The 18,515-nt window shown below is 57.9% G+C and carries 18 protein-coding genes and 1 pseudogene; 10 read left to right on the forward strand and 9 right to left on the reverse strand.

Annotated elements, in window-relative coordinates:
* Positions 1 to 119: 119 nt before the first annotated feature.
* From QZ822_RS07950 to QZ822_RS07975, 6 genes are all read left to right on the forward strand, one after another.
* A complete protein-coding gene (locus QZ822_RS07950) occupies positions 120 to 1,073 on the forward strand; it encodes an ABC transporter ATP-binding protein (RefSeq protein ID WP_294643824.1) in 954 nt (317 codons plus the stop codon).
* 71 nt (positions 1,074 to 1,144) lie between these two features.
* Positions 1,145 to 1,903 (forward strand): ABC transporter permease, encoded by a 759-nt coding sequence (locus tag QZ822_RS07955; protein WP_294643825.1) that lies wholly within the window; start codon positions 1,145 to 1,147, stop codon positions 1,901 to 1,903.
* A gap of 140 nt (positions 1,904 to 2,043) precedes the next feature.
* On the forward strand, positions 2,044 to 3,327 hold the full coding sequence (locus QZ822_RS07960) for a histidine kinase (RefSeq protein ID WP_294643827.1): 1,284 nt from the start codon (positions 2,044 to 2,046) through the stop codon (positions 3,325 to 3,327).
* A 125-nt stretch (positions 3,328 to 3,452) separates the two neighbouring features.
* The gene (locus tag QZ822_RS07965; RefSeq protein ID WP_294643828.1) at positions 3,453 to 4,085 is read left to right on the forward strand and encodes a response regulator; all 633 of its coding nucleotides are present in this window, start codon (positions 3,453 to 3,455) and stop codon (positions 4,083 to 4,085) included.
* Between the two features lie 216 nt (positions 4,086 to 4,301).
* Positions 4,302 to 5,387, forward strand: coding sequence for a redox-regulated ATPase YchF (gene ychF / locus QZ822_RS07970; RefSeq protein ID WP_049354184.1), 1,086 nt, complete (start codon positions 4,302 to 4,304; stop codon positions 5,385 to 5,387).
* 148 nt (positions 5,388 to 5,535) lie between these two features.
* The gene (locus QZ822_RS07975; protein ID WP_294643830.1) at positions 5,536 to 7,344 is read left to right on the forward strand and encodes an ATP-dependent endonuclease; all 1,809 of its coding nucleotides are present in this window, start codon (positions 5,536 to 5,538) and stop codon (positions 7,342 to 7,344) included.
* 178 nt (positions 7,345 to 7,522) lie between these two features.
* On the opposite strand, the gene QZ822_RS07980 is transcribed toward QZ822_RS07975, so the two are convergent.
* Complete coding sequence (locus QZ822_RS07980; RefSeq protein WP_005505155.1) at positions 7,523 to 7,735, reverse strand: molybdopterin-binding protein; 213 nt, start codon at positions 7,733 to 7,735, stop codon at positions 7,523 to 7,525.
* 328 nt (positions 7,736 to 8,063) lie between these two features.
* Here QZ822_RS07980 and QZ822_RS07985 point away from each other — a divergent pair, with 328 nt between their 5' ends.
* Complete coding sequence (locus tag QZ822_RS07985) at positions 8,064 to 8,432, forward strand: zinc ribbon domain-containing protein YjdM (RefSeq protein WP_294643832.1); 369 nt, start codon at positions 8,064 to 8,066, stop codon at positions 8,430 to 8,432.
* Positions 8,433 to 8,593: 161 nt separating this feature from the next.
* On the opposite strand, the gene QZ822_RS07990 is transcribed toward QZ822_RS07985, so the two are convergent.
* The 4 genes from QZ822_RS07990 to QZ822_RS08005 form a co-directional block, all read right to left on the reverse strand.
* Positions 8,594 to 8,851: a GlsB/YeaQ/YmgE family stress response membrane protein gene (locus QZ822_RS07990; protein WP_294630554.1), complete on the reverse strand. Its 258-nt coding sequence runs from the start codon at positions 8,849 to 8,851 to the stop codon at positions 8,594 to 8,596.
* A gap of 166 nt (positions 8,852 to 9,017) precedes the next feature.
* Positions 9,018 to 9,410 (reverse strand): membrane protein, encoded by a 393-nt coding sequence (locus QZ822_RS07995; protein WP_049358632.1) that lies wholly within the window; start codon positions 9,408 to 9,410, stop codon positions 9,018 to 9,020.
* A gap of 438 nt (positions 9,411 to 9,848) precedes the next feature.
* Entirely contained in the window at positions 9,849 to 10,622 is a 774-nt protein-coding gene (locus tag QZ822_RS08000) for an LppP/LprE family lipoprotein (protein WP_294643834.1), read from the reverse strand.
* Positions 10,623 to 10,794: 172 nt separating this feature from the next.
* Positions 10,795 to 11,718: a hypothetical protein gene (locus QZ822_RS08005; protein ID WP_294643836.1), complete on the reverse strand. Its 924-nt coding sequence runs from the start codon at positions 11,716 to 11,718 to the stop codon at positions 10,795 to 10,797.
* A 217-nt stretch (positions 11,719 to 11,935) separates the two neighbouring features.
* Between QZ822_RS08005 and tpx the strand changes: the two genes are divergently transcribed.
* Positions 11,936 to 12,436, forward strand: coding sequence for a thiol peroxidase (gene tpx / locus QZ822_RS08010; protein ID WP_005505164.1), 501 nt, complete (start codon positions 11,936 to 11,938; stop codon positions 12,434 to 12,436).
* A 204-nt stretch (positions 12,437 to 12,640) separates the two neighbouring features.
* Here tpx and QZ822_RS08015 read toward each other — a convergent pair whose 3' ends face one another.
* The 3 genes from QZ822_RS08015 to QZ822_RS08025 all read right to left on the reverse strand — a co-directional run bounded on the left by QZ822_RS08015 (position 12,641) and on the right by QZ822_RS08025 (position 15,329).
* A complete protein-coding gene (locus QZ822_RS08015; protein WP_294643837.1) occupies positions 12,641 to 13,648 on the reverse strand; it encodes an AzlC family ABC transporter permease in 1,008 nt (335 codons plus the stop codon).
* Between the two features lie 9 nt (positions 13,649 to 13,657).
* Entirely contained in the window at positions 13,658 to 13,993 is a 336-nt protein-coding gene (locus QZ822_RS08020) for a branched-chain amino acid transporter permease (RefSeq protein WP_070685902.1), read from the reverse strand.
* Between the two features lie 502 nt (positions 13,994 to 14,495).
* A complete protein-coding gene (locus tag QZ822_RS08025; RefSeq protein ID WP_294643838.1) occupies positions 14,496 to 15,329 on the reverse strand; it encodes an AzlC family ABC transporter permease in 834 nt (277 codons plus the stop codon).
* Positions 15,330 to 15,552: 223 nt separating this feature from the next.
* Between QZ822_RS08025 and QZ822_RS08030 the strand changes: the two genes are divergently transcribed.
* Both QZ822_RS08030 and QZ822_RS08035 read left to right on the forward strand, forming a co-directional pair.
* Entirely contained in the window at positions 15,553 to 16,065 is a 513-nt protein-coding gene (locus QZ822_RS08030; RefSeq protein ID WP_294643840.1) for an OsmC family protein, read from the forward strand.
* Positions 16,066 to 16,374: 309 nt separating this feature from the next.
* A complete protein-coding gene (locus tag QZ822_RS08035) occupies positions 16,375 to 17,868 on the forward strand; it encodes an amino acid permease (RefSeq protein WP_070688546.1) in 1,494 nt (497 codons plus the stop codon).
* Between the two features lie 138 nt (positions 17,869 to 18,006).
* Here QZ822_RS08035 and QZ822_RS08040 read toward each other — a convergent pair.
* Positions 18,007 to 18,515, reverse strand: a pseudogene (locus QZ822_RS08040) (hypothetical protein); the annotation flags it as partial.

Consider the following 18,515-nt stretch of genomic DNA (forward strand, 5'->3'; position numbering starts at 1 on the left):
CCTTCGTTGCTGAAAATGCCTCGTCATACCGGCCCCTCCGCGAACTCATGACATTTGTCATGTGCAGGTCATGACACTCTGTACCGCAGCGGCGCGAAAACCGGCGGTGTAATAGAAACATGAACACCGCAGCACTTCAGAACAGCAAGCCCAACACCGCAGAAACCGTTATTTCCGCCCACGCCCTCAGCCAGGTTTTCTCCACCCGCGCGGCAGGCGCCGTGGTCGCCGTCGACTCGATTGACCTGACCGTCAAGCGCGGCGAAATCATCGCCCTGCTCGGCCCCAACGGCGCGGGCAAGACCACCCTCATCGACATGATTCTTGGTCTGACCCAGCCCAGCGGCGGCGAGCTGAGCGTCTTCGGTCGTAACGCCTCCGAGGCGGCACGCGCCGGTCTACTCGGCGCGGTGCAGCAGACCGGTGGCCTGCTCAAGGACCTCACCATCCGCGCCACGGTCGAGATGATTGCGGCGCTGTACCCCAAGCCCATCAACGTGGACGAGGTACTCGCCAGCGCAGACCTGACCGAGATTGCGAAGCGTAAGGTCGGCAAATGCTCGGGCGGTCAGCAGCAGCGCCTGCGTTACGCCCTGGCGACCATGCACTCGCCGGAACTGCTGATCCTGGACGAGCCGACTGCCGGCATGGACGTGAACGCGCGCCGCACCTTCTGGGAGCGCATGGAAGCCATCGCCGAACGAGGAACGACCATTCTTTTTGCGACGCACTACCTGGAAGAAGCACAGAACTTCGCCCAGCGCATCGTGCTCATGGAATCCGGCTCCATCATCGCTGACGGCTCCTCCGACGAGATTCGCGCCCTGACCGGCCACCGCCACCTCAGCTTCCTCGCCCCCGCACCCATTACTGACCTGGATGTGCCGGTCGAGGTCACCGAAGAGTCCGGCGGGTACCGCCACCGCATCTCCGTGCTGGAGATTGAGCAGGTACTGCGCACTCTGCTGAATAACTACAGCATCACCGACCTGGAGGTTATCAAGCCCTCCCTGGACGAGTCCTTCACCCTGCTGACCGAGCAGGCCGCCGCCTCCAAAGCAACCGAAGCCTAAACACTAGACCGCCTCAACACCACGCAGCCTCAACACCGCACACTGCCGCTACACACCTCAAGGAAAACATCATGCTCCGCTACGCACTCTACGACATCCGCGCTTCTATCCTCTCGACCGACCGATTCTTCTTCGGCGTGGCACTGCCCATCGTCTTCTTCTTGCTCTTCGGCGCGATGCAGGACTACTCCTCCCAGCCGATGGGCGACGGCAACGTAGCAGCGTACGTCATGATTGGTATGGCGCTCTACGGTGCCGTGCAGAACACCGTGGCGATTAGCGGCAGCACCGTCGCCGAGCTCTCCAGCGGCTGGAACCGCCAGCTGGCGCTCACCCCGCTGACCACCGGTAAGTACCTGGGTGCGAAGTCGCTGACCGCCCTGGTGATTTCTGCGGTGCCGATGATTGCGGTGAACCTCGTGGGCATGTTTACCGGCGTTGAGATCCCCGTGAATCAGCAGCTTGCCGCTGGTGCGCTGACGGTGCTGTGCGGTCTGGTATTCGCCTTCTACGGCATCATGATGGGTCTGCTGATTCGTAATGAGAATGCCGTGTCCATTGCGAACGGTCTGCTGGTGATCATGAGCTTCTTCGGTACCGTGTTCTCCCCGCTGAGCACCGACCTGCTGAAGTACGCACGCTTCACCCCGCTGTACGGTGCCGCTGAGATTGCCCGCTACCCCTTCAGCGCAGGTCAGACCATTATCTCGGGTGGCGCGGACTGGCTCGTGACCGAGCCGCTCTGGTACGCCGTGGTGAGCCTGGTCGTGTGGGCTGCTATCTTCCTGGGTGTTTCTGCCCTGCTGATGCGCCGCGCAACCCGCCGCTAAACGCTTCTTCCCGCCGCAGCCTTGAACCTCGAGGCTGCGGCGGAAGCCGTATCCACTCGCACCGAACCCACGCTGTACCTGTTGAAGCCGCCGCACCGGTGGTATCTGCACCCGCGGTATTCTCACGTTAGGCTAGAACCATGACCGAAACCCACACCCACCCGCACAATGCCGATCAGACCCGCGCCGTGAACGACCAGACCAGCGCAGGGAACGAGGCGGCACCCTCCGCCGCGAAGCGCACCCTGGGCAAGAATCGCTTCCGCTTCCTCTACCGTGAACGCCGCGGCAGCGTGAACTGGCTGGCGCTGGGCTTTAGCGCCCCGTGGTTGGTGTTCCTGCTCATGCCGCTGGACAGCTTCCTCACCGCCCCGGAACCGGCGCAGGTACGCTGGACCGGCGTGGCGCTGATTGCGCTATTTGCGGTGGTGAACTGCTCGGCGTACGCGGTGCCGTGGCTGGTGCCGGTCGCCTCCACGGTGCGCCGAAGCGTCATCTGGACGGCACTGATGATTCTGCCGTTGATAGGTATGGCGGTGTTGACCCCGAGTGACATACACGTAATTCTGCTGGGCTTCGGTATGTACTTTGTGGCGTTCTGGATTTTTGGCACGATTGCCCCGTACCGTCTGCGACTGACCGTCGCGGCGTCGATGGGCGCAATCTGCTGGTTGACATTCGTTACTGTGAGCGGTTTCGATTTCTCCTCTCACGGAGGCATTGCTCTCTTTATCGGCGCGCCGCTGCTGGGTCTTCTGGGCTTCTCTTACCTGATTGAGCTGGGCGAACGTGCGGACGTAGCGCGTGCCTCCCTGGCGCTCTCCGAGGAGCGTGAAGAAATCGCCCGCGATGTGCATGACGTGCTGGGCCACTCCCTGACCGTCATCACCCTCAAGGCGGAGCTGGCGCAACGCCTGCTGGAGATTGACCCCGCCCGCGCCGGTGCCGAGATGGAGGCAATCGCTCAGCTGTCCCGCGCATCCCTGGCGGAGGTCCGCTCGACCGTGACGCGCCTGCGCGTGCCCGACTTCTCGGGTGAGATTGAGGGTGCGGGTCGTGCCCTGCAGACCGCCGGTATTCGCGCCGAACTGCCGGATGCTCAGAGTGCGCTCGCGGTGGCTGGTGTGAATGCGAAGCTGTTCTCTTGGGTTCTGCGTGAGGCGGTTACGAACATGGTGCGCCACTCGGGCGCGAACGCGGCGCGGGTGCGTCTGAGCTCAACAGGCTTGGACATCCTCGATAACGGTGTGGGTGCTGGCGATGCGCGCGGTAACGGCCTGACGGGCATGGCTCAGCGTGTGGCGGCGTCCGGCGGTAGCGTGGTGATTGAGGCGGCGCCCGAGCAGTGGCTGGCGGAGAACCCCGGCGGTGGGGTGGGTACGCGCATCCGCGTGAGCATGGACGGCGATACTTCGCTGCTGTAGATTGTGAAACATGGCGCCGCGCCCTGGACGGGGGAGCTACCCGCCCCTGTATGGTGGTGGTAGGCAACCTTATGCGGTTGCTCTGCCCGCCGTTATCACCCCGTATTCACCCCAGGGAGGCTCCCATGATTCGTGTTCTGCTCGCTGACGACCAGCAGCTCATCCGTGAGGCTCTTGCCGCCCTGCTGGGTCTGGAGGTTGACCTGGAGATTGTGGGCCAGGTCGGTAGCGGTGACGAGGTGTTGGGCGCGGTCGCCCTGTTGAAGCCTGACGTGGTGCTGCTGGATGTGCAGATGCCCGGTACTTTGCTGGCTGATGGTATTGAGGCGGCTGCGGCGCTGCGTGATGCGGGTGCGGTGAGCGAGTCGGGTGAGCCGGTGCGTACGCTGATTGTGACGACTTTTGGCCGCCCGGGCTATGTGCGCCGTGCGTTGGAGGCTGGTGCGAGTGGTTTTGTTGTGAAGGATACGGGTGCTCGCCAGTTGGCGGAGGCGATTCGTCGTGTGCATGCGGGGTTGCGTGTGGTGGATCCGTCGTTGGCGGCGGATTCTTTGGTGACGGGTGCTTCTCCGTTGACGGAGCGTGAGGCGCAGGTGTTGCGTGGGGCAGCGTCGGGTGGTACGGCTCAGCAGATTGCGTCGGCGTTGTTTTTGTCGGCGGGTACGGTGCGTAATTATTTGTCGGCGGCGATGGCGAAGACGGGCGCGTCGACGCGTCAGGACGCGGTGCGTATTGCCACGGAGAACGGCTGGCTCTAGCCCCCTGCTCTCATCAACCCGGGCGGCTCCTGCCCGAACACGGTAGAATGGTACTGTCTATGCCCGCAGGCGCCCCGCCCCCGTTTCTTCTTGAGACCGACGGTGCCGCGCTTGGAAGCGGGCACCATTTTCGCCCTGTGCCCGCCCGCACCCGCCGCATCACGTACGCGGCGCATCCTGAGTGTGTGGTGGTGTACATGATTCGAAGGAAAACTTGTGGCTCTAACTATCGGCATTGTTGGCCTGCCTAACGTGGGCAAGTCCACCCTGTTCAACGCTCTGACCGGCAACACTGTGCTGGCGGCTAACTACCCGTTCGCGACTATTGACCCGAACGTGGGCGTGGTGAACCTGCCGGATGCGCGTCTGAACCGTTTGGCTGAGATTTTTGGTTCGGAGCGTATTCTGCCTGCGACTGTTTCGTTCGTTGATATTGCGGGTATTGTGAAGGGCGCTTCTGAGGGTGAGGGCCTGGGTAACAAGTTCCTCGCGAACATTCGTGAGGCGCACGCTATCGCCCAGGTGGTGCGTGCGTTTGATGACCCGGACGTCATTCACGTGGACGGCAAGGTTGACCCCGCCTCCGATATGGAGACCATCAACACTGAGCTGATTCTGGCTGACCTGCAGACTTTGGAGAACGCTATTCCGCGTCTGGAGAAGGCTGTGAAGATTAAGAAGGGTGACGCCGCTCAGCTGGAGACTTATAAGGCTGCGCAGAAGATTCTGGAGGATGGTGAAACCATCATTTCTCGTGCGAAGGATGCGAAGCTGGAGCTGGCTCATTTGAAGGAGCTGAACCTGCTGACTGCTAAGCCGTTCATTTACGTGTTCAACGCGGATGAGGGCATTTTGGCGTCTGAGGAGAAGCAGCAGGAGCTGCGTGATATGGTGGCGCCTGCTGAGGCTGTGTTCTTGGATGCGAAGCTGGAGGCTGATCTGGTGGAGCTGTCTGAGGAGGAAGCTCGCGAGATGCTGGAGATGAATGGTCAGGATGAGTCCGGCCTGGACCAGCTGGCTCGTGTGGGCTTCTCGACTCTGGGTTTGCAGACTTATCTGACTGCTGGCCCGAAGGAGGCTCGCGCTTGGACGATTTATAAGGGTGATACTGCGCCGCAGGCTGCTGGTGTGATTCACTCTGATTTTGAGCGTGGCTTCATTAAGGCTGAGGTTGTGTCGTTCAAGGACCTGGATGAGGCTGGCTCCATGGCGGAGGCGAAGGCTCGCGGTAAGGTCCGTATGGAGGGCAAGGACTACATCATGCAGGACGGCGACGTGGTGGAGTTCCGCTTCAACGTCTAAGCTTAGAATAATTAAATAAATTAATATCTGAGTAACAGTGAAGTTATAAGATCCCCTTGAGACAGTCGTATCTTTGATGAACTGATACTCAAGGGGATCTTATTGTATATATATCTTTTCGAGTAATTTACTAGTTTAGGAGGAACAAATGGTTGATAAAAAAATCGATAGAGAGAAAGAAAATTTAATAGAAAAAGATGTTGAAAACTCTGATGAGGGGCTGGGTTTAGAGGTAAATTCTGCGCGTTTTCAGATTTCTGCGATTCGTATCAAAAACTTTAAGAAAATTTTTGATACTCGTATTGAACTTGGGTCTATAACGTATCTTGTGGGTGGGAATAATTCTGGTAAGAGTAGCGTCCTGCAGGCAATTCATACGGCTGTGAGCTGCGCTCAAGTATCTCAAGAATTTAAACAGAAAGTTATTGCTGAAGCTAGTTTGCGATACTCACCTATTGCAGATTTTGCACTATTGGGTCATAATTCTCGATATACAAATAGTAAGGCCGGGAGTCGGGGTAATGTTGAGTTCGAAGGGAGCCCTTCTAATTCAACAGAATCAGTAACGTATTCAATTGAGATGTATAAAGGGAAAAATCATAATAATGTTGGAGTGGAACGGTCTGGACATTTTAATGGTTTCGGTCAAATTATTTGTGACCCGAAGAAGCTGTTTAGCGTATATGTTCCAGGACTATCTGGAGTTCCCCATCGTGAAGAAATGAGCGGCTATGCGGCAGTTTTCCGAAAAGCGGCGAGTGGCGATGCAAATCTAGTGTTCAGGAATATTATCCGACTTTTGGACGAACGGAATAAACTTGGTGAGCTTGAACGGCTTGTCAGTGAAGTTTTAAAATCGGATATTCACTTTCAAGTCGATTTTAACTCTGAGCGCGATTTGTATGTAGAAGTTAAGTTAGCAGCCGGCGAGAATCCTGTGGCTGACGATTTTCGCCCTGTTGACTTATGGGGGACTGGCTTGTTGCAAATAACCCAGATTTTTGCGTATGTTTTGCTCTTCAAACCTGCTCTTCTCCTTGTGGATGAGCCAGATAGCCATATACATCCGTCTAGGCAAAAGAATCTGGGTCTTGCTCTAGAGCGGGTATCTAAAGAATTTCACTGTAAAGTTATTATTTCAACGCATAGCCGTCACTTGGTTACGAGTGCCTCGGAGTCGGTGAAAGTCGTATGGATGAAGGACGGACGTATTGTACCTGAGTCAGAGCGTGAGCTTGTTGCAATACTTATGGATTTGGGTGCTTTGGATCAATTAGATCCCACGGCCAAAATAATTATATACACTGAAGATAAGGATACAACTATTCTTGAAAAAGCTCTTGATTCGCTACCTTCGTGGAAAGATTCTGTAAAAATAGTATCCTATAATGGTTTAAATAATTCAACTATTGCGGCAGCTTTTAAGAGCATGGCAGATTTAATGCCTCTATCACCTCATGTAATTGTCCATCGTGACAGGGATTTTATGACAAGCGAGGAATTGGAAAGATGGTCTGCCCCATTTTCGGAACGAGGGATTGTAGTTTTTTGTCCTAAACTTTGTGATACTGAGTCATATTGTGTGATTGACAGCCATGTTGCGGCTGTTACAAATAAATCATTGTCGGATGTAAAATTGATTAAAGATAAAGTTATCTCTGATAATGTGAAGGATTTGCGTAAGAGTTTTGTTGAAAAGCGACGTTATGCAAATGGGAAATATAATAGAGACGGTGGATCTCCTCGCACTGATGATCTCTGGCCTCCTGCAGATGAGCATCCAAGTGATTATCTTCTGTTCGGTAAGCTGGTTAAGCCGATGTTGGAGAAAGAGTTGGGACGCGTGGGCTATTTGAATAAGAATGTTTTCCTTAATAGTCAACCGAGTGAGGAACTTGCCAAGGAACTGGAACAAGAACTGAATAAATTAAATATCATGCAAGAAGAAATAAGATAAATCGGCTTTGTTTAAAGGTAATTTATCTTCTCTGACGTGGTCGAGTTCCGCTTCAACGTCTAAGCGGTAAAACATAAAAGCGGAGCCCCGCACTACAGCTCGTAGTGCGGGGCTCCGCCCTATTAACCCTCGTGTGCCACAATAGGCAGCCGCCGGGTATAAGTCTTATCGACCGGGATTAGTGGTCAGCACCAACCATAACGTTGGAAGCCTTGATAACTGCGTAAGCGGTCTCGCCAACCTTCAGGCCCAGCTCCTTAATGGACTCGTTGGTGATGGACGCAGAGATAACAACCTCGGGAGCGATCTCAATCTTAACGATGCCGTTAGTCGCACCCTCAGTAATCTCAACAACCTTGCCAGCGAACTGGTTACGCGCAGAAAGCTTCATGAAGCCGTGCCTTTCACTCAAAAACGTACAAATACTTAAGCACTCTACACGCCGTAGCCACCCAGAATCATCTTCCAACCAAAATATTACGCACAAACCATGCAAATTTTATTTTCGGCTTCACCCACGCCCCGAACCCACCCCCAAAGACCAGTAAAAACCAGCCCCGCACATGCAGTTCGCACCCGCCAAATGGTATAGTCAGCACGAACGCGAGAATCCTCGCACCCTCCACCGTCGCACCTCGCCCTGCTGACGCGCGCCCACACGCCGCAGCCACACACAGTAGGGGAGAAGCGGCGCATCCGCACAGACAGAAGAAGGAACCATGAGCGAAAACCTCAACGAAATCGAAGCACCCGCCTGCCCCGAATGCAGCGAAAACTACACCTACGAAATGGGCGAACTCTGGGCATGCCCCATGTGTGGCCACGAATGGGAACGCACCGCAGCAGGCGAAACCGAAGAAGAAGCAGGCGCCAAGGTTCTGGACTCCGTCGGTAACGAGCTCGTCGACGGCGACTCCGTCACCATCGTCAAGGGCCTGAAGGTCAAGGGCGGCGCAGACATCAAGGCAGGCACCAAGGTGCGCGGCATCCGCCTGCTCGAATCCCCCGTCAACGGCCACGACATTGAGGCGAAGGTCCCCGGTGCAGGCCAGATGTACCTGAAGTCCTCCGTCGTGAAGAAGGCATAACTCAAGAAGGCATAAGCCCAGAAGGTATAAACCGAGAAGACGTAAAGCGCTTCGAATGAGGCGCAGAAAAGGCGGCACCTCCCGCGCTAGCTCACGCTAGGGGAGGTGCCGCCTTTATGTATGAGGGACTCAGCGAGCCCTCGTGAGGTTGAGTGAAATCGTTACTTCCTACCGGTCATGCCCAGGTACAGGGAAATGGTCAGCATCGCCGCGAAGACCGACAGAATCCAGCGCATCCAGTCGATGCCAGCAGTCGCGGCAACGCCCAGCTGAACTGCCGCCCAGTTGCCGACAGCCGCGCCGACAGCACCGCAGATAATGGTCCACAGAATCGAAATGTTCTGGCGGCCTCGCATGAAGAATCGTGCGATTGCGCCGATAATTGCGCCGGTGATAATGGTGCCGATGATAGTGCCCATTGTTCTCTCCAAAGGTTGTACACCTGCCGCTGTGACAGGTGGCGTGTTAGTTCCAGTGTAGGCAATGCTGGTTACGGAAAGCTTAATAACGGGTATGTTAAGGTAAACGGCACCTCAATGTTTTACGTGTAAAACACTGAGGTGCCGTTCCCAACGAACGGAGCAACTACTTCGACTTACGCCAAATCTTCAGAGCGCTACAAATCATCGGCAGCTGTAGCGGCAGGCGACCGTACGCAATAGCCTTACGCTGAGTGGACTGGTTACGCGCATCCAGCGCCATCTGAATGTTCGCGGGGAACACAGCCACAAACAGCAGGGCCGCAAGCAGACCACCGGCACGGCGGGTCTTATCATTAGCCAGCAGGGCGGCGGTGCCCAGCTCAGCCGCACCCGAAGCGTGAGTGTACGCGTGCGCAGGACCCGGCAGGTACTTCGGCACAATCGAGTCGAAGGGATCCGGGATGATGAAGTGCAGCGCACCCATTACAGCGAGGGCACGAGCCATGCGAGTAGCCGAGCGCTCAGCGCTGTACTCTTTCTTCTTAAAAATACTCATGCTCCCATTATGCGCCTGTCAGAGGCGTATTCCTCGGCTCAATGGTGCGCTAACCGTCGCGTGTTTGACTGTCTAGAATGCGGACTCAGCACGCCAAACGGAAATACGTTGTTCAAAAGCAGGTAAGATAGGGAACAACGGCACCACGCGCGGATGACGCCCCGCCTGACCCTCGCCTTTAGGTGAGTCGCCAGATGGAGTAAAACACCGGGTGCCTACCGGAACAATCAAAGGAGTAATACCGTGAAGAAGATTCTGTGCATCGCTATCCTGGCAGGCGCCGCATACTTCGGTTACAAGAAGTTCGTTGCCTAAATAGCTAGCCCTCGGGCACCCTACATATCCTTAAGCAACGAAAACCCGCCGTCTCACATATGCACCATATGCGAGGCGGCGGGTTTCTCGTACGCCCAACCTCCCGGGCATCAAACACGTAGCCTAAGAGTTATAGCTCGGAGGAGGGGTGCCTTCCATATCGACTTGGTTCTTTGCCGGATTCCAAGTGAATTCAACGGTCGTGCGGCCGCTCGCGCTGGCGGAGCTCTCATCACCCTTCACGTAGCGGTAGGTCACGCTAATCGAGCTGTCGGAGGTGCGGGTAATTACCGGGGGGAAAGAGTACGGCTCGTATGTTGCGGTACCAATGAACTTGCCGCGGTGGAACAGCAGAATATGGTGCACCATCGAGGAGATACAACAATCCTTATGAGAGCTTCCGGGAATAGCGTCAATCCACGACAGCTCAGCGCAGGGGTCATAGCCTTCATAGGTTTCTGAAGTGTTCGTCCACTGAGCCCACTTGCTCTTATTCTTCAAATCGCGCAGAGCCTTAGACACCACGGCCGATGCAGAATCAGAAGCGCAGGTGGAGTCCTTCTTCGACTCAGACTTGGAATCCGACTTCGACTCAGAGGTCTTCGACTCGGATGCGGTCGGCTCAGCATGAACCGTAATCGTCACCACCGACGGCACCGGAGCAGGCGACGAAGCGCTCGCGGATGCGCTCGGGCTCGCCGACGGGGTGGGGAATAGCTCCTGCGTAGACGTAGCGCTCGCGGAGGCAGACGCGCTGCCAGAAGAAGACACCACGGTACCCGAAACAGCAGAATCAGTGCTTGCCGAGCAGGACGTGACAACAAGAGCTAGAGCGGCACCCAGTGCGGGTAGAGCCAAAGCGGTGCGGCGGGTAAAGCGGCGGCGAATAGAAGACATGAATACTCCTGAAGATGCGAGGCAGCGCGCATCGGTGCTGGTCAAGAAGCGAATAGTGAACTCGTCCAGTATAGGGAAAAAGAGGCGGGCACGCGGTGCGTGCGGTCAGTGCCGCTCGTTACCGTGGCATGCCTGGGGTGCCGCCGGATAAGAACAAACACGAACGAACCGGCTAGCAGACCTTATCGTCCGTCAGATAATGCACCAGCCAGGCGCGCCGCGCGGTTGCGATACGTGCCGTAATCCGCGGAAAAACCCACAGGCTAATAGCGCCCTGCGCCCACAAAATCAGCGAAAACAGCAGCGGCCGGAACGCAATATCGCGCGGATCCACGCCGGGGCTGAGAAGGCGCGCGAGCGCATCCGACAGGAACAACGAAGGGAACATCAGCGACATCAGCACCGTACCCAGCACCCAGCCCGGACCGAAACAGAGCAGAACCCAGCGGGCGCTCATCCGCAGGTTCTTGCGGTGCGCCCAACGGAACTGCCAGCCGCGCAGACGATACGGATATATCACACCCAGAATCGAGCCCAGGGACACCACAATAGCCGGCACCACAAAGAACGACAGGGACATCATGAGCGTGGGGGTCAGGTGCTTGTCCTGACTGTGCAGAATCAGTGCCAGCAGGGTACCGGAAACACCCGTGATCAGACCGATTGCAATAGCCTTCGTGCGCACGAACAGGCGTAGGGCGTGCGGGTCGCTACTGCGCAAGGCACGCAGCGCATGCTCCTCATCGTGGCCCATCAGATTCGTTGAGGTGACGTCCGCAACCATCCAGCCGACCATCACCAGCGCAAAACCAGCCGGGCCCTTAAACTCGCTAAACAGCCACGAACGCCAGGCTTCCGGGAGTAGATACCAGCAGATTGCCGCCAGCAGGGCGTTACACATGAGCGTCTGCGTTTCCACGGGGAGGGGGCGTGTGAACATGCGGCGCAACTCGGCACGCACACTCGGCCGGTACGTATTGTCCGGATCAATGAGGGCACGACCCTCCACCCGCTGACGGCGCAGGTCCTGACGGAGTGCCCTGAAATTCGTCACGGGATGCGCCAGCGGCGCAAGGCGGGAAGATACGTGCCTCAAAATGCTCACCTGCCCATTGTAAAGGCGTATATACAGAGTCACCGACCGGGAATACCGTTAGACAGCCGCTACAGCAGAGGCGGCTACTAGCAGAGGCAAGGACAACAGAGCCCAGAAGAGGCGAAACAGCGTAGCCGGAAATCAGCTATGCGGAAACTCCGCCCACTAGTGCCTGTGTCCCCTTGCACACCCGCCCTATCCAAGGGACAATGAAGGCATGGCTGAAGTAACTCTACATAACGAACTCGTAATCCACACCAACGGCGACCTGCCCGCAGTCGGCGCAAAGCTGCCCGAATTCTCGGTTCTCGCGGCTGATCTCTCCGAGATCTCCTCCGCAGATTTCGCAGGTAAGAACCTGGTGCTGAACATCTTCCCCTCCGTCGACACCGGTGTGTGCGCAAACAGCGTCCGCACCTTCAACAAGCAGGCTGCAGGCCTGGAGAACACCGTCGTGCTGTGCGTCTCCAACGACCTGCCCTTCGCAATCGGCCGCTTCTGCGCAGCCGAGGGCATTGAGAACGTCGTCACCTCCTCCGCTTTCCGCTCCTCCTTCGGTGAGGACTTCGGCGTAAAGCTCGTGGACGGCCCCCTGGCTGGTCTGCTGGCACGCTCCGTGGTCGTCGTGAACCCCGCCGGTGAGGTTGTCTACACCGAGCTGGTCCCCGAAACCACCAACGAGCCCAACTACGAAGCAGCCCTGGCAGCTATTAAGTAAGCGGATATCAAGTAAGCTTGGTACGGGAGCCGGACGCAACCCGGCACCCGCGCTACTTCCGTCAGGGACACCTGGCGGTTCACAGCACAGCAGATACTGAACGTCTACAGCGCATGGGTTCACCCACACATGCGGCTGGCGACAGCATAACGCCCCGCCCACCCGGTATTTCGGGTGGGCGGGGCGCTTTACTATATCCAGACGCTAGTGCGCGGAGTCGCCGGGATGACCGGGAGCGCCTGAGGTATCGGAGGTTTCGGCGGCTCCAGCGATTTCGGAGGTTTCGGCGGCTCCAGCGATTTCGGAGGTTTCGGCGGGCTCCTCATCCGCGACCAGCATATGCTCCGGCAGGGTGCCGCGGCGCTTAGCCACCGCAAAACGCGACACCAACAGCAGAATGTACACCACCATCGAAATCAGCAGCATCGACTGCGGCGCCAACACCAAACCAACCACAGCGGACACACCCGCAATAGCCGCGGTGGTACGGTCCTTTGAGATCTGATAAGCATCGATGGCGAGCACCGCAAAGAGCGCCGTCATCACAAAATCCAAGCCCTTGAGCTCACTCAAGAAACTCGCACCCAGCACGTAACCGAGCGTAGCGCTCGCCAGAACGCTCAGGTGCAGGCCCGCATGAATCCACAGGATTCGGGAGGCACGAAGCTTATGGCGGTCCGGGCCGGTGTTCAGCGCATACGCCTCATCAATGAGGGTGTACACGGTGTAGAACTTCGCCAACCCACCACGCACACGCTCAATCGGGTACGACAGGCCGTACATGAGGTGGCGCGAATTAATGAGCAGAGTCATCACCGCAATAGAGAACAGCGACGCATGATTCGAGACCATATCGATCAGCACGAACTCTACCGAACCGGCAAACACCAGCATCGGCAGCAGGGGAGCCACCCAGAACGGCAGACCGTAACTGTGCACCAGCACGCCCAGACCAATGCCGACAAAGAACAGACCCAGCATGATGACACCGGCAACGCGAATCGCCTCCGCAAAACCGCTCTCGCGCGGTTGCTGAGAGCCCTGCGCATTGGGGGAGGCGGGCGCCTCCACTACGGGAATCATGCCGGTCAGCGGAAGAGCAGAGGCAATAACCTGCTCAACCTGCTCCTGGGTCGCCTGGTGAGGTGCCTGCTGCGGTGTGGGCTGAGAAGAAACAGCGGGGGAAGAAACAGACTTCTTAGAAATGCTCATCGTGACCCCCTAGAAAACCCAGTTAGCCAGCACAACGCAGGTGACGGTACCCGCCACCATACTCAACACCATATTCTTACGCCACAGGTGCACCGCCACGGTCACCACCAGACCCGCCAGGTACGGTGCCGCCGTAGCGAACGAAGAATAATCAATCTTCGCCACCGCATAGATGGCAAGCAGTGCGACTGCGCCGAGCGGAATCCAGTGGCTGAGCGCATCCAAAAGTTCGGAGCCAGCCAGCGCCTTCTTCAAACCGAAAGGCAGCAGGCGCAACAGAAAAGTAATAACCGCAGCAACAAGTATTGCCGCAAGAATATAGCCGGTGGTCACTTCACTATTCATGAAGATTTTCTCTTTCTGCACATACTCAGCGAAAGAACCCGAAAAGAGCGGAATAACCCTGAAAGAAGCGTGCGGGTGAAGCTGCGAAAGCGTCCGCGAAAAAGGGTAGGGAGAGCCCCGCCGACGGGAGGCTGGGTGCTAAGTAGTGCGGTAGGTACGTGAGTTGATGAAAGCCGCGAAACGTGGAGGCGGAGGGCCGTTCCTCCTGCACGAGTTTTTCAGTGCAAGTTTTCTGCGCGGGTAGTTGCGCGCGTCAGTAGTTCTCGTGCGTGACCTCGGGTGATGCCGCTCCCGGTGCGGTGTTACTCCGGGGCGGCACAGCGTTCTGCGTCGCTAGTTTCCTTAGCGGTGTCTTTCATCTGAGTCATGGGGTACCTCAACCTCTGGGAGCCTCCGCGCAGGTTCGCGCGGGAGGCATTATGCGAATCCTAGAAATAGAAAGAGGGGAGAGCGAAGCTCCACTCATCTATCCTAACCGGTTTTGAACACATATGTAATGTTCTTATCGCTGTGTGGAAGCGGGCGCATCAGCGGTAGCGGCGGTGGCTGGGCTCTCTGTGGCAGTGCCCGGGGTCTCAGCGGCGCTTTCAGCCTCAGCCGCTACCTCATGCACAGCACGATGCGGCAGCGTACCGCGGCGCTTCGCCACCGGGAAGCGTGCCAGCAGCAGCACCACATACGAACCCAACGCCACCACCAGGAACGAGGACGGGGCAAAAATCAGCGCAACCGCCGCCGAAGCCGCCACAAAGAGCGCCGTCACACGATCCGGGTTAGCGCGGTAGCCGTCCATCGCAAGAACCGTGAAGATGGCCACCATCACGAAGTCCACCCCCTTCAGATTACTGAGGAAGCTCGCGCCCAGCACATACCCGAGGATTACGCTCAGAACCCACGACACGTAAATCAGCACGTTCACCCACAGAATGCGCGCCCCCGAACGCTCATTACGATCGGGACCGGAGTTAACCGCGAACGCCTCATCGCAAAGAGTGTGAATCGCCAGAGCCTTAGCCCAGAAACCCTTCACATTGTGCAACGGGTAGGAAAGACCGTACACCAGATGGCGCGCATTCACCAGGAACACCGTCAACGCAATCGACGCTAGGGGCGCGCCACCACTGACCATGCCCACCATCAAAAACTCCACCGAACCGGCAAAAACTAGGGCAGATAGCAGCGGCGCAGTCCAGATCGGCAGGCCGTGCGCGTTGAGGATAATACCCAGACCCAAACCCAGCACAGCAATACCGAGCATCACCACGGAAGAATCCGCAACAGCCAAGCGGAAATCATTCTGCGAGCTCGTACGCTCAGCGCCGGGGGTCTGTGCCATAAAAGAGTTCCTTGTGTATGTTGTGCTCTTCAAAAAATCTACTGTGTGCGTGAGGGACTTCGAAGCTCCGCCGCGGTTTTCCAGTGTATAGGAGCAAGCGGTTGACCGACGAGAAAAAGAGTCCGGGAATAAAATAATGAGAAACACGCTTATAGTGAATGACGCTAAACAACGCGGCGCTGAATAACCTAGCGACCGCGCAGACAACCCGAAAGGAACCTCAATGGCTGAACAGAACAACGCTGAGCAGAACAACACCGTGCAGACTGCAGAAGAGCAGAAGAAGGTGTACTCGCGCCAGCAGGAACGCCGCGAACTCGACAACTACCGCCAGACCAAGATCGAGCGCATCGACCGCCTGCGCTACCGTGCCTACGGTGCCAACGGCGCAACCCTCGACTTCGGTGTGGGCGAGGGCCTGCTGACCCCCGTCGAGCTGCTGCTCGCCGCAATTGCCGGCTGCTCCTCCGTGGACGTGGATGCGGGCACCTCCCGCCGCTCCACCCCCGAGGTGTTCGAGGTGCTCGCCTCGGCGCTGAAGCAGACCGAAGACGGCGCGGTGCGCCTCGACGACGTTGAGGTGGACTTTGATGTGCGATTCCCCGAGGATGAGCAGGGCGCCAAGGCCCAGAAGATGGTGGACCGTCTGATTCAGCTCAGCGAGCAGAAGGACTGCACCGTTTCTCGTACCGTGGAGCACCCCACGAACGTTTCGTTCCACAACCTGGCTGACTAAGGCCGGGTGAGCTGAATAGATCAGGTGAATTAGCCTGATATGGAACCCTCCCGTACCGCTTGTGATGAAGTGGGTGCGGGAGGGTTTTTCTGTGTTTTTGTGGTTTTGGGTGGAAAAGAGCCTCAAAAGCGAGTAGGATTGACCCTCAGATTAGGAAAACTTACGGTACGTAAGAAATCCTTATGATTGAAGAATTTCTTGACCCAGGCACAAACCTTCGGCGGCACCACCCGCAGCAAGACTAGACTGGACACCAGACTAGAGCGCTAGCAAACGCACGAAGCAATAGCCTCAGAAAGAAGACCTGACATGGCACAGCCTACAGAGACTTCCGGCGCTGCATCGGAAGCCACCCCCGCAGAGGGTGAACTGAAGCGAGGCCTCTCCGCCCGCCACATGCAGATGATTGCAATCGGCGGCGCAATCGGCACCGGCCTCTTCGTCGCCTCCGGTAAGACCATCTCCACCGCAGGCCCCGGCGGCGCAATCCTCGCCTACGCCCTCATCGGCATCATGGTGCTCTTCCTCATGCAGTCCCTCGGCGAGATGGCTGCGCACCTGCCCGTCCCCGGCGCATTCCAGACCTACGCGGCACGCTACGTGTCCCCGTCCTTCGGCTTCGCCATGGGTTGGAACTACTGGTTCAACTGGGCGATTACCGTCGCCGCCGAGCTCGTCGCCGTCGGCGAGGTGATGAGGTACTGGTTCCCGGACATCCCATCCTGGGTGTGGGCGGCAGGATTCCTCGTGCTGCTGACCGGCATCAACGCCCTCTCGGCACGCTCCTACGGTGAAAGCGAATTCTGGCTCGCCACCATCAAGGTCGTCACCGTGGTCGTCTTCCTCATCGCGGGTATCGCCATGATCTTCGGCATCCTGGGCGGTAGCTCCCCGGGCGTCTCCAACTGGACCGTCGGTGAGGCACCCTTCGTCGGCGGCGCACCCGCCGTACTCGCCATCTTCATGGTGGCAGGCTTCTCCTTCCAGGGCACCGAAATGATCGGTGTGGCAGCTGGCGAATCTGAGAACCCCCGCCGCGACGTGCCCCGCGCGCTGACCAGCGTGTTCTGGCGCATCATGCTCTTCTACATTGGTGCGATGGTCGTCATCGGCTTCCTGATTCCTTATTCCGACCCGAACCTGCTCACCGCAGCGGACGGCAACATCAACATCTCCCCGTTCACCCTCATCTTCGAGCGTGCGGGCATCGCCTTCGCGGCAGCCATCATGAACGCCGTGATCCTCTCCGCAGTGCTCTCTGCAGGTAACTCGGGCCTGTACGTTTCGGCTCGTATGCTCTTCGCGCTCGCCCAGGAGGGTAAGGCACCGAAGATGTTCACCCACATCAACTCCGGCGGCGTGCCCATGAACGCGCTGCTGGCAACCGCAGCTATCGGCGCGGTCGGCTTCATCGCCGCACTGCTCTCGCCGGATGGCGCGTACCTGTGGCTGGTGAACGTGTCCGGTCTGGCTGGCTTCATCACCTGGGTGGGTATCGCCGTGGCTCACTACCGTTTCCGCCGCGCGTACCTGAAGCAGGGCAACAGCCTGAAGGACCTGCCCTACGTGGCGCCGTTCTTCCCCGCGGGCCCGATTATCGCCTTCCTCATGTGCCTGGTCGTTATTGGTGGCCAGAACTACGAGGCGTTCCTGAGCGGTGACTGGGCTGGCGTGCTCAGCTCCTACATTGGTCTGCCCGTGATTATCGCGGTCTGGCTGGTGCACCGCGTGGTCACTCGTGACCGCATCATTCCGCTGGAGCAGATTGATGTGAGCGGCATCGAGGTTAAGGCTTCGAAGTAACACGAACACTTGCGCCAGCTGATTGAATGAGCTGATACGTGAAGAGCCGCCGGTTCCCCTGACTGAGGGGAGCCGGCGGCTCTTTGCTATCCGCAGTTTATTCCGCACGGGAGAGTTAGGTTGTATGCCCTGCAGCTCTTAGGAGTGGCGGCGCGAGCGCAGAACGCTCAAACCCAGACCCGCACAAATCGCGACAACGCCAATGCCAACAATCACGCCAACGCTGGATGCGCCGGTGTTCGCCAGGGTAGCCTTCTTGGGACTGCTCTCCTTAGCGAGGCTGTCCTTTGCCAGAGTGTCCTGTGCCGAGCGGGCGGCGGTTACCGGAGCCTCCTGAGCTGGCTTGCTCTTGGGATGCGCCACGGTTGCGTCCTCCAGCTTGTCCGCGTTGGGGGTCTTATCGGCAGCCGGTGCCTGATCTGCCGCGGGTGCCTTATCGGCAGGCATCGGAGCTTCAGGTAATGCCGGGACGGTCGGTGCATCCGTCGGGTTAACGCCTACGGTTGCTTCGGGCAGGGGTGCCACGGTGGGCGCGTCGGTCGGGTTTACGCCTACGGTTGCTTCCGGCAGCGGCGCCACGGTGGGTGCATCCGTCGGGTTAACGCCTACGGTTGCCTCCGGCAGGGGCGCCACGGTGGGTGCGTCCG

Origin of the sequence: uncultured Rothia sp. (assembly GCF_916715725.1) — a bacterium.
Taxonomy (GTDB): domain Bacteria; phylum Actinomycetota; class Actinomycetes; order Actinomycetales; family Micrococcaceae; genus Rothia.

Bases quoted from the DNA above. Each gene is read 5' to 3' on its own strand.
- QZ822_RS07950 (WP_294643824.1), top strand. From the start codon at position 120: ATGAACACCGCAGCACTTCAGAACAGCAAGCCCAACACCGCAGAAACC.
- QZ822_RS07955 (WP_294643825.1), top strand. From the start codon at position 1,145: ATGCTCCGCTACGCACTCTACGACATCCGCGCTTCTATCCTCTCGACC.
- QZ822_RS07960 (WP_294643827.1), top strand. From the start codon at position 2,044: ATGACCGAAACCCACACCCACCCGCACAATGCCGATCAGACCCGCGCC.
- QZ822_RS07965 (WP_294643828.1), top strand. From the start codon at position 3,453: ATGATTCGTGTTCTGCTCGCTGACGACCAGCAGCTCATCCGTGAGGCT.
- QZ822_RS07975 (WP_294643830.1), top strand. From the start codon at position 5,536: ATGGTTGATAAAAAAATCGATAGAGAGAAAGAAAATTTAATAGAAAAA.
- QZ822_RS07980 (WP_005505155.1), bottom strand. From the start codon at position 7,735: ATGAAGCTTTCTGCGCGTAACCAGTTCGCTGGCAAGGTTGTTGAGATT.
- QZ822_RS07985 (WP_294643832.1), top strand. From the start codon at position 8,064: ATGAGCGAAAACCTCAACGAAATCGAAGCACCCGCCTGCCCCGAATGC.
- QZ822_RS07990 (WP_294630554.1), bottom strand. From the start codon at position 8,851: ATGGGCACTATCATCGGCACCATTATCACCGGCGCAATTATCGGCGCA.
- QZ822_RS07995 (WP_049358632.1), bottom strand. From the start codon at position 9,410: ATGAGTATTTTTAAGAAGAAAGAGTACAGCGCTGAGCGCTCGGCTACT.
- QZ822_RS08000 (WP_294643834.1), bottom strand. From the start codon at position 10,622: ATGTCTTCTATTCGCCGCCGCTTTACCCGCCGCACCGCTTTGGCTCTA.
- tpx (WP_005505164.1), top strand. From the start codon at position 11,936: ATGGCTGAAGTAACTCTACATAACGAACTCGTAATCCACACCAACGGC.
- QZ822_RS08015 (WP_294643837.1), bottom strand. From the start codon at position 13,648: ATGAGCATTTCTAAGAAGTCTGTTTCTTCCCCCGCTGTTTCTTCTCAG.
- QZ822_RS08020 (WP_070685902.1), bottom strand. From the start codon at position 13,993: ATGAATAGTGAAGTGACCACCGGCTATATTCTTGCGGCAATACTTGTT.
- QZ822_RS08025 (WP_294643838.1), bottom strand. From the start codon at position 15,329: ATGGCACAGACCCCCGGCGCTGAGCGTACGAGCTCGCAGAATGATTTC.
- QZ822_RS08030 (WP_294643840.1), top strand. From the start codon at position 15,553: ATGGCTGAACAGAACAACGCTGAGCAGAACAACACCGTGCAGACTGCA.
- QZ822_RS08035 (WP_070688546.1), top strand. From the start codon at position 16,375: ATGGCACAGCCTACAGAGACTTCCGGCGCTGCATCGGAAGCCACCCCC.